The sequence below is a fragment of the Bradyrhizobium sp. WSM4872 genome (genome assembly GCF_055811715.1).
The window spans coordinates 1-8,458 of sequence record NZ_JBVVPT010000040.1 but is presented as its reverse complement, the minus strand read 5'-3'; the positions used below and the strand labels follow the sequence as shown (position 1 = coordinate 8,458).

The window sequence follows — 8,458 nt, the reverse complement described above, 5'->3', positions numbered from 1 at the left end:
TTTGCCCACCTGGGGGTGGTGACGCCGGGTGCCCGCCACGCTTAACCCGGGATTCAGCGGGCCTTGGCGGGGGGCCGGGATACCGCGGGGCTCCTGCCGGGCTACGGGACATTCGCGAACGTGATCTCGCGCACGCCCTCGACAGCGGAATCGTGCCAGAAATCGACCGGAATCGAGCCAAATCGAACCCGCCGATCTTGGGGATCGACTAATCCCTGATCTATAAGTTTGATCGAACCAGGTCCGCACCCCGAGGTTGCCGCCGTGAACGACATGCAATGGGCCCCCATCGGGTCAGAACCCTTACCCCCGCCGCTGCCGCCCACGCGGGTCGATTTCACCGGCAACCGCACCGAGTTTCGCAAATTGGTCACCAAGGGTGCCATGCTCGAACTCGTCACCTTCGGCTTCTACCGGTTCTGGCTCGTCACCGACATCCGCCGTCATCTGTGGGCGAACACCGCGGTCGATGGCGACGCCGCCGAATATACCGGGCGGGCCAAGGAGCTTCTGGTCGGCTTCCTGTTCGCGCTCGCGATCCTGGTGCCGATCTACCTCGCTTACTTCCTTGTCGGTATTGAGTTCGAGCGCTGGCAGGGCTTTGCCTCGACGCCGTTGTTCATCAGCTTCTACGCCTTCGGCCAGTTCGCGATCTTTCGCGCGCGGCGCTATCGCCTGGCGCGCACGGTCTGGCGCGGCGTGCGGTTCTGGATGGACGGATCGGGCTGGGCCTATTCGTTCCGCGCCATGCTGTGGGGCTTGCTGGTGTTCCTGACGCTTGGGCTCGCATTGCCGTGGCGCGAGGCCTCGCTCGAACGGTACAAGATGCGGCACACCCATTACGGCGATTTGCGCGGCGATTTCGCGGGCGACGGTTGGACGTTCTTCAAGCGCGGCTGGTGGCTGTGGCTGCTGAGCCCGATCGCAATGGTTATCTTTCCGCTCGCGCCGTTCTTCTATGCCGAGTTCAAGGCGCGCGAGTGGCGCTGGTGGCTCGACGGTATCCGCATCGGCGATGTCAGCGTGTCCTCGCAACTGCCGCACAACGCATTTTACAGCCTGTACTGGAAGGTGATCGGCTGGTGGATGCTGCTCTCGCTCATGTTCGCCGCCTATGTCGGCGGAGCCACCATGCTCGTCGTCAAGCTGAGCGGGCTTTCGGTCGAGCAGGCGTTGGGGCCCGGCAATGCCGCCAAGAGCATCCCGACACTGGTGATGATGGTCGTCGGCTACCTCGCACTCGCCCTGGCCCTCAACATTGTCATGCGGGTCTATCTCCAGCGCGATCTCTGGGCCAAGGTGTTGGAAACGGTGGATGTGTACAATATCGCGGCCGCGGCTGACGTGCGCGGCAGCGCCGAGCTTGCCAGCGCGCTCGGCGAAGGCTTTGCCGACGGACTCGATGTCGCGGGATTCTGAGCTGTGAGTGAGTTGTCCACCGAGGTCCCGGCGCAATCCGCAAAGCCGACGATCTTCTTCGACGGCGTGTCGAGCCGCAGGCGGCAGGTGACGCTGACGCTCAGTGACGCGCTCGAGATCGTCGAAGAGGGTGCGACGCCCGTTCGCTGGGCCTATGCCGACATCCGCCGCGCCGACAGCCCGCCCGGCATTTTGCGGCTCGCCTGCGCTTCCGCGCCGCCGCTGGCGCGGCTGGAAATCCGCGACGCTTTGCTCGCCTCAGACGTGACTGTCCGCTGCGTACGGCTCGACGACCACCAGACCTCGCGCCGCGGCGTCGCAAAAATCGTCGGCTGGTCGATGGCTGCCGCCGTCTCCATCGTCTGCGTCGTGCTGTTCGGCGTGCCGCTCGCTGCCGACCGCCTCGCGCCGCTGGTGCCGAAGCCGATCGAGCGGCGCATCGGCGATGCGTCGGAGGTTCAGGTGAAGACCATCTTCGGTCGCAATGCGTGCGAGGATGCGGCGGGGAAGGCGGCCTTCATCAAGCTCGTCAATCGGCTGCGCGATGCCGCCGGCCTCGACGACGATTCCATGACCGCGGGCGTGCTGCCGACCCCGGTGCCGAACGCGTTCGCGCTGCCCGGCGGCAAGGTCTTCGTGCTGAAGGGCCTGCTCGACAAGGCTGAAAGTCCGGACGAGCTCGCCGGCATCCTGGCCCACGAGCTCGGTCATCTCAAGCATTACGACAACATGCGCGGGTTGATCTACAACGGCGGCACCTCCTTCCTGATCGGCCTGTTGTTCGGCGACGTCACGGGCTCGAGCGCGGTGATCTTCGCCTCACGCAGCGTGGTCGAGGCCTCCTATTCGCGCGAAGCCGAGACCGCTGCGGATACGTTTGCCATCGAGATCATGCACAAGCTCGGCCGTTCGCCGAAGCCCGCAGCCGAATTGATGTTCCGCATCACCGGCAAGGAAGGCGGCGGCCTCACGTCGATCCTGGCGAGCCATCCGCTGACCGAGGACCGCCTCGCACGCATGACGAAAGAAGACCGCCCCGCCAGCGGCGCGCCGCTGCTGACCGATGCGGAGTGGCGGTCGCTGAAGGGGATCTGCGGCAGCGGCAAGATCTGAATCTCTTGCCGCCGACGCGTTGGCCCCGCGCCAAATCATCCATCGGCGAGGAACGATCGCTCGGGGAGTGGTTATCCCCCCCAATAAACAGCGGAAGTTCCTCATGGCTTACGGTCGTTTCGTCACGATGATCGCGGCTTCCACCGTGATCATGTTCGGTCTGATGTATCTCAACACCTTCGCTCTGGATCACGTCTGGTACAGCCAGACCCGGACGTGGATGGCGTTGCTGATGGGTGCGGTCATGGCCGCCGTGATGCTCGCTTTCATGTGGGGCATGTACAGGAACCGCACGGCGAACGTCGCCATTCTGGCCGTCAGCGCCGTCGTGTTTGCGGTTTCGCTCTGGCTCGTTCGAAGCCAGCAGACCGTGACCGACGTCGCCTATATGGAGGCGATGATCCCGCATCATTCCATCGCGGTTCTCACCAGCGAGCGCGCGCACATCAGGGATCCCCGCGTTCGCAAGCTGGCTGACGACATCATCGAAGCCCAGGTGCGGGAGATCGGCGAAATGGAACGGTTGATCGCCGACCTCAAGGAGAAGCCCGCGCCCGCCGATGCGAAGGATCTGCCGCCGCGGCCGCCGATCTGACGGAGCGGCGCGCGTATCATTTTGCCGGGGCGGGCGAATTGGTCGAGCCCGTGGTGACGCTCGGCGCGTTGTTCGGGCTGGAGGTGGTGGTCTGCGGGCCGACGTCGCGTCCATTGTAGAAGAAGACGGCCGCGACCACGGCGATCACGAAGATTGCGCCGATCGCCCAGCCCACCGGGCTGTTGCGGCGTGCTCTGTCTGCCCTGCGGTCGTCATCCTGATAGGTCATCGTGCTCTCCATCGTAGAGCAGGAAAACCTTGAGCTAGCGAAGCTGTTCCTAACGTGACGCGGTTTGCAGGCCGGCGCCTATCTGGTCCCGTAGGCGCGGTCGCCGGCGTCGCCGAGGCCCGGCAGGATAAAGCCGTTCTCGTCGAGACCTTCGTCGACTGCGGCGGTCCAGATCGGCACGTCCGGATGCAGTCCGCGCAGCCGCTCTAGTCCTTCCGGGGCGGCGATCAGGCAGGCGAGGCGAATATCCTTGGCGCCTCGCTCCTTCAGCCGGTCGATGGCGGCCACAGCCGTGTTGGCCGTCGCAACCACCGGCGTCACCACGATCGCCAGGCGCTCGCTGAGATCGGACGGCGACTTGAAGAAGTATTCGACCGCCGCAAAACTGTGCGGCTCACGGTAGAGGCCGATATGCGCGACGCGCGCGGTCGGCACCAGGTCCATCATGCCGTCGACGAAGGTGGTGCCGGCGCGCAGCATCGGCACGAATACCAGCTTCTTGCCCGCGATCTTTGCCGAATGCATCGTCGCCAGCGGCGTCTCGATGACGGTATCGGCGAGCGGCAGGTCGCGCGTTACCTCGTAGCACAGGAGCATGCCGATCTCCTTGATCAGCTCCCGAAACGATTTGGTCGAGATCGATTTGTCCCGCACCAGGGTCAGCTTGTGCTGCACCAGCGGATGATCGACGATCGTGACGCCTTGCATGACGGGATGCCTTTCTTCCTTCTCCCCTTGTGGGAGAAGGTGGCGCGAAGCGCCGGATGAGGGGTACTTTCCGCGAACTCCTGTGAGAGATATGCCCGCGGAGACAACCCCTCACCCGGCTTCGCTCCGCGAAGCCACCCTTTCCCACAAGGGGAGAGGATTCTTAGAACACCGTGCCGTCGCTGATCACCTTGAGCGGCGGCGAACCATCGGGACGGCGCGCGAAGGCGATGGCGCGGCCCGCGGCCCAGGTGCCGCCTTCCAGAATGCTCGCGAGCGGCAATGTCTCAGGAGTGCGGCCGAGTTTGGCGCGGACCCGTTCGGCAAGCCGGTCCAACAGCGCCACGGTCAGCGCGCGCCATTCGACGACGAGCAGGGAGTCCACCGCATGCGCACGCTCAGCGTCGGCGGCGTCGCGCAGGCGCAGCACCTCGTGATCGACGAACAGGCCGCCATTGCGATATTCGGCAAGCCCGGTCAGGCCGTCGATGTCGGTGACGTCAATTCCGGCGCGCTGTAGCGGCTCGATTAGCGAATAGCTCAGCCATTGCGACAGCTTGTGCAGGGGCATGAGGCCCGCGGTCGCATCGCTGGCCTTGATCGCCGGATGGCACCAGCAATCGCCGAGCGGAATTCCGGCAAGCTCCAGCCGCGACGGCCAGATCGGTCCGAGCTGATTCAGCACCGCCGAGAGAATCGCGGGTGCGGGAACCGCGCCGCCCTTCGCCTGCGCAGCGATGTGATCGAACAAACCGCCCGGCCGTGGCGTGTCGTGCGCGCCGAACACGTCCGCGCGCTCCGCCACCAGCCTGCCCAAGCGCCGCAGCAGATCGGTCCGCCCCTCGAGCCCGAGCAGCGGATTGGTGTCGCTCACCTGAAAGGCCGAAGTGAGCGCGGCGAGCGGCAGTTGTGCGAGCACGTCGGCATCGGCCCTGAAGGGCGCGCGGGCATCGCGGGAGAAAAGACCGCTCGCGAACATGTCGAGACTCGCGATCGCAAGTCCTTCGGATCGGCCGATGCTCTGTGCCGTCGCGGCCTCGCGGTATTGCCAAGCCGCACCCGCGCCGGCGTCGAGCAGCACGCTGACGATGGCAAGGTCGAACTCCGCGCGCGCCCGCGCCGCGCGATCGGGCCATGACGCCGAATCCGCAAGCCGCGCCCAGCGGTCGACGCCGCCAAGCACGAAATGGCGCCATCGCGCATGAAACGGGATTTCCAAAGTGGGATAGGCTTTGCGCGTCACCGCGAGCACGGCATCAGCAACGCCGTCCATGCGATCGAGATCAACAGTGAAATGGGTGAGTCCGCCGGCAAGGCCGATCTCGAACATCTCGCCGGCACGCGCGCGAACCGCTCCTGCGCTGAGCAGCGAACGGGCCTGCAATTCCAAAGCGTCTGCCATCAATCGATCAGTATTTTTCCAGCGAACGTCCGACCACGCCATCGACGTCCTTCTCCGGCGCAATGTCGGTGGAGTAATAGCCGGCGGCCTTCTTCGCGGCGATCTCGACATAGGCGTCGGCGGGAATGAGCTCGGGCGGGATCGGCACGCGCTCGACGATGTCGATGCCCTGCGAGGTCAGCGCGTCGTGCTTCATGTCGCTCATCGAGAGGAAGCGGTCGATGCGCTTCAGGCCGAGCCAGTGGATGGTGTCGGGCATCAATTGCTGGAAGCGGGCATCCTGGACGCCGGCGACGCATTCGGTGCGCTCGAAATAGGCGGCGGCCGCGTCGCCGTCCTCCTGGCGCTTGCGCGCATTGTAGACCAGGAATTTCGTGACCTCGCCGAGTGCGCGGCCTTCCTTGCGGTTGTAGATCACGAGCCCGAGCCCGCCCTCCTGCGCGCCGCGCGCGGATTCCTCGATGCCGTGGATGAGGTAGGGACGGCAGGTGCAAATGTCGGAGCCGAACACGTCGGAACCGTTGCACTCGTCATGCACCCGACAGGTGATCTTGGTGCGATGGTCCGGCAGTTTTGTCACATCGCCGAACATGTACACTGTGGTGCCCCCGATGGGTGGCAGAAACACCTTCATGTCCGGCCGTGTCACCAGCTCGGGGAACATGCCGGCGGTCTGCTCGAACAGCGTGCGCCGCAGCTCGGTCTCGTTGGTCGCAAAGCGTTCCGCAAGGCCGGGCAGATACCAGACCGGATCGATCGCGATCTTCACCACCGACACGCTGCCATTGGCGTGCACGACGTCACCGTCGGCGCGCAGGCGCTTGGCGGCAAGCGCCTCGCGGATCTCCGGCAGGTCCAGCCGCGCCCGCGTCACCGCGATGCTCGGACGGATATCGATGCCCTCGGCGATGTCCTTGCCGAAATTCTCGGCGACGAGATGTCCCCAGGGATCGAGCGCGACGATCTTGGCGGGATCGCTCCACTGCGGGAACGGCCCGATGGTCGCGGCCGGAAAGGTGTTGGTGAGATCGGGCCTACGAATTGGATCGAGCGCGCCGGCGGACACCGCGAGCGCGCGGTACATTGCATAGGAGCCGCCATGGCTGCCGATCACGTTGCGATCCCCGGCGCGCGACACCGTGCCGATGATCGGCCCGCGGGCGCGTGCGTCGGCCGCGCCCCAGTGGATCGGGAAGGCCGCCTTTCGGCCCGGCTCCGGATGGGAGGTGAGGCGGATGTGGTCGGTACGGTTCGCGCGGCTCATGACCAAACTCCTAAAAAGCCAACGGCCCGCCGCTCGGACGGGCCTTGGCTCGTCGCGCTGCCGATGCGGAACATCGGCGGCGCGAGCTCAATCCAACATATTGTAGCGGGCAGTCGCGACAGACAAGTTAATCGTGCCGCGCGGGGGCAGGGCGGCTCGCGGCCAAATTCCCGTCGTCCGGCGACCCGGCAGCACTTGCCCGAGTGCCACGCCACCGCACTGGCGGACCGCGCCGCCATCGCGGTAAGATGATGAAATAATTATGTTTTTAATGTTTTAAAGGGGCGGTGCACGGACTGCTCGGCGGGCGTCGAGTTTCCGGACAAAACGTGTCATCAAACCAAACGCCCAGATCGCCTTTGCCGTATCGCCTGCCTTATCGTCTTTCTTGGAGACCGCCATGCCCGCCGCCGCCTACATCGACCCCCGCAACGGTAAGCTCTATCCGCTGGACCAGCCGCGCTGGTGCTCGGACGAACGCACGCCGCTGCTGGTGACGCCGGGGGCAGGGATGTCGCGCGAGGACATCGACGGCCGGGCGCGCTCGCTCTGGCGCTACCGGGCGGCGCTGCCGGTCGAGATCAAGGCTCCGATCACGCTCGGCGAAGGCTGCACGCCGCTGGTGCAGCAGGCCTGGGGCGAGCTGTGCCCGTTCTTCAAGCTCGAATGGTTCAACCCGACCGGCAGCTTCAAGGACCGGGGCTCCGCCGTGATGCTGTCCTTCCTGCGTCAGATCGGCGTCGACGCCATTCTGGAGGACTCGTCCGGCAATGGCGGCTCGTCGATGGCGGGGTTAGGTGCCGCCGGCGGCATGCGCGTGAAGATTCTCGCGCCTGCTTCCACGTCGCCGGCCAAGATCGCGCAGGTTCGCGCCTATGGCGCCGCGGTGCAGCTCGTCGAGGGGCCGCGCGAGGAATCGGAGGCCGAGGCCATCCGGCAGTCGAGCCAGATCTTCTACGCCAGCCACAATTGGCAGCCGTTCTTCCTCGAAGGCACCAAGTCGCTCGCCTATGAGATCTGGGAAGATCTCGGCTTTCGCGCCCCCGACAACGTCATCGTCCCCGTCGGCGCCGGCAGCTCTCTGCTCGGTTGCGCCTTTGGTTTCCGTGAGCTGTTGAAAGCCGGTCAGATCACCAGGCTGCCGCGCCTGTTCGCGGCGCAGCCGCTCAATTGCTCGCCGATCGATGCGAGCTTCAAGGCGGGCGTCGATACGCCTGTCGCGCGCGAGGTCAACAAGACCATCGCCGAAGGTACCGCGATCAAGCATCCACTGCGCCTGCGCGAGATCATCGGCGCTTTGCGCGAGAGCGGCGGCGGCACCGTCGCGCTCACCGAGGACGAGATCGTCGCCGCGCTGCGACATCTTGCGCGGCAGGGCCTGTTCGCCGAGCCGACCAGCGCAAGTGCCGCCGCCGCGCTGGACAAACTATCCGCTACCGGTGCCATCAAGGCGAACGAGACCACGGTCGCGGTCCTCACCGGCACCGGCCTCAAGGCCGCGACCATCGTTGCCGATCTCGTGCAATAGGACTGGGCATTCCGTCTGGTCGTGGCTCTTCCCTTCTCCCTTTGCGGGAGAAGGTGGCGCGAAGCGCCGGATGAGGGGTATCTCACCGCGTACTCAAATGAGAATTGAAACGCGTGGAGAGAGACCCCTTGTATCTGCACGGCCAGCATTTGTGCGATGGAAGTGACTTAGCGCCTTGGCCGGTGGCCACCGGCCAAGGC

Annotated in this window: 8 protein-coding genes; 4 read left to right on the top strand and 4 right to left on the bottom strand. The window is 65.4% G+C overall.

The features are described from left to right. The first annotated feature begins 273 nt into the window (after window positions 1-273). The 3 genes from AC0L3C_RS33035 to AC0L3C_RS33025 all read left to right on the top strand — a co-directional run bounded on the left by AC0L3C_RS33035 (window position 274) and on the right by AC0L3C_RS33025 (window position 3,127). Window positions 274-1,419, top strand: a complete 1,146-nt coding sequence (locus tag AC0L3C_RS33035) for a DUF898 family protein (protein ID WP_473410092.1) — start codon at window positions 274-276, stop codon at window positions 1,417-1,419. Window positions 1,420-1,422: 3 nt separating this feature from the next. Continuing rightward, entirely contained in the window at window positions 1,423-2,532 is a 1,110-nt protein-coding gene (locus tag AC0L3C_RS33030; protein ID WP_473410070.1) for a M48 family metallopeptidase, read from the top strand. A gap of 103 nt (window positions 2,533-2,635) precedes the next feature. Further along, window positions 2,636-3,127: a DUF305 domain-containing protein gene (locus AC0L3C_RS33025; protein ID WP_473410069.1), complete on the top strand. Its 492-nt coding sequence runs from the start codon at window positions 2,636-2,638 to the stop codon at window positions 3,125-3,127. Window positions 3,128-3,143: 16 nt separating this feature from the next. Here AC0L3C_RS33025 and AC0L3C_RS33020 read toward each other — a convergent pair whose 3' ends face one another. The 4 genes from AC0L3C_RS33020 to AC0L3C_RS33005 all read right to left on the bottom strand — a co-directional run bounded on the left by AC0L3C_RS33020 (window position 3,144) and on the right by AC0L3C_RS33005 (window position 6,730). Further along, complete coding sequence (locus tag AC0L3C_RS33020) at window positions 3,144-3,356, bottom strand: hypothetical protein (RefSeq protein ID WP_473285067.1); 213 nt, start codon at window positions 3,354-3,356, stop codon at window positions 3,144-3,146. Window positions 3,357-3,434: 78 nt separating this feature from the next. Next, window positions 3,435-4,064: a uracil phosphoribosyltransferase gene (gene upp / locus AC0L3C_RS33015; RefSeq protein ID WP_007614501.1), complete on the bottom strand. Its 630-nt coding sequence runs from the start codon at window positions 4,062-4,064 to the stop codon at window positions 3,435-3,437. A 163-nt stretch (window positions 4,065-4,227) separates the two neighbouring features. Beyond that, window positions 4,228-5,466 carry a URC4/urg3 family protein gene (locus AC0L3C_RS33010; protein WP_473410068.1) on the bottom strand — a complete coding sequence of 413 codons (1,239 nt, stop codon included), beginning with the start codon at window positions 5,464-5,466 and terminating at the stop codon, window positions 4,228-4,230. A 7-nt stretch (window positions 5,467-5,473) separates the two neighbouring features. After that, on the bottom strand, window positions 5,474-6,730 hold the full coding sequence (locus AC0L3C_RS33005) for a GTP cyclohydrolase II (RefSeq protein WP_473285069.1): 1,257 nt from the start codon (window positions 6,728-6,730) through the stop codon (window positions 5,474-5,476). Between the two features lie 400 nt (window positions 6,731-7,130). On the opposite strand from AC0L3C_RS33005, the gene AC0L3C_RS33000 reads away from it, so the two are divergent. Continuing rightward, window positions 7,131-8,258 (top strand): threonine synthase, encoded by a 1,128-nt coding sequence (locus tag AC0L3C_RS33000; RefSeq protein WP_473410067.1) that lies wholly within the window; start codon window positions 7,131-7,133, stop codon window positions 8,256-8,258. Window positions 8,259-8,458 lie beyond the last annotated feature (200 nt).

Bases quoted from the DNA above. Each gene is read 5' to 3' on its own strand.
- upp (WP_007614501.1), bottom strand. From the start codon at position 4,064: ATGCAAGGCGTCACGATCGTCGATCATCCGCTGGTGCAGCACAAGCTG.
- AC0L3C_RS33005 (WP_473285069.1), bottom strand. From the start codon at position 6,730: ATGAGCCGCGCGAACCGTACCGACCACATCCGCCTCACCTCCCATCCG.
- AC0L3C_RS33010 (WP_473410068.1), bottom strand. From the start codon at position 5,466: ATGGCAGACGCTTTGGAATTGCAGGCCCGTTCGCTGCTCAGCGCAGGA.
- AC0L3C_RS33020 (WP_473285067.1), bottom strand. From the start codon at position 3,356: ATGACCTATCAGGATGACGACCGCAGGGCAGACAGAGCACGCCGCAAC.
- AC0L3C_RS33000 (WP_473410067.1), top strand. From the start codon at position 7,131: ATGCCCGCCGCCGCCTACATCGACCCCCGCAACGGTAAGCTCTATCCG.
- AC0L3C_RS33035 (WP_473410092.1), top strand. From the start codon at position 274: ATGCAATGGGCCCCCATCGGGTCAGAACCCTTACCCCCGCCGCTGCCG.
- AC0L3C_RS33025 (WP_473410069.1), top strand. From the start codon at position 2,636: ATGGCTTACGGTCGTTTCGTCACGATGATCGCGGCTTCCACCGTGATC.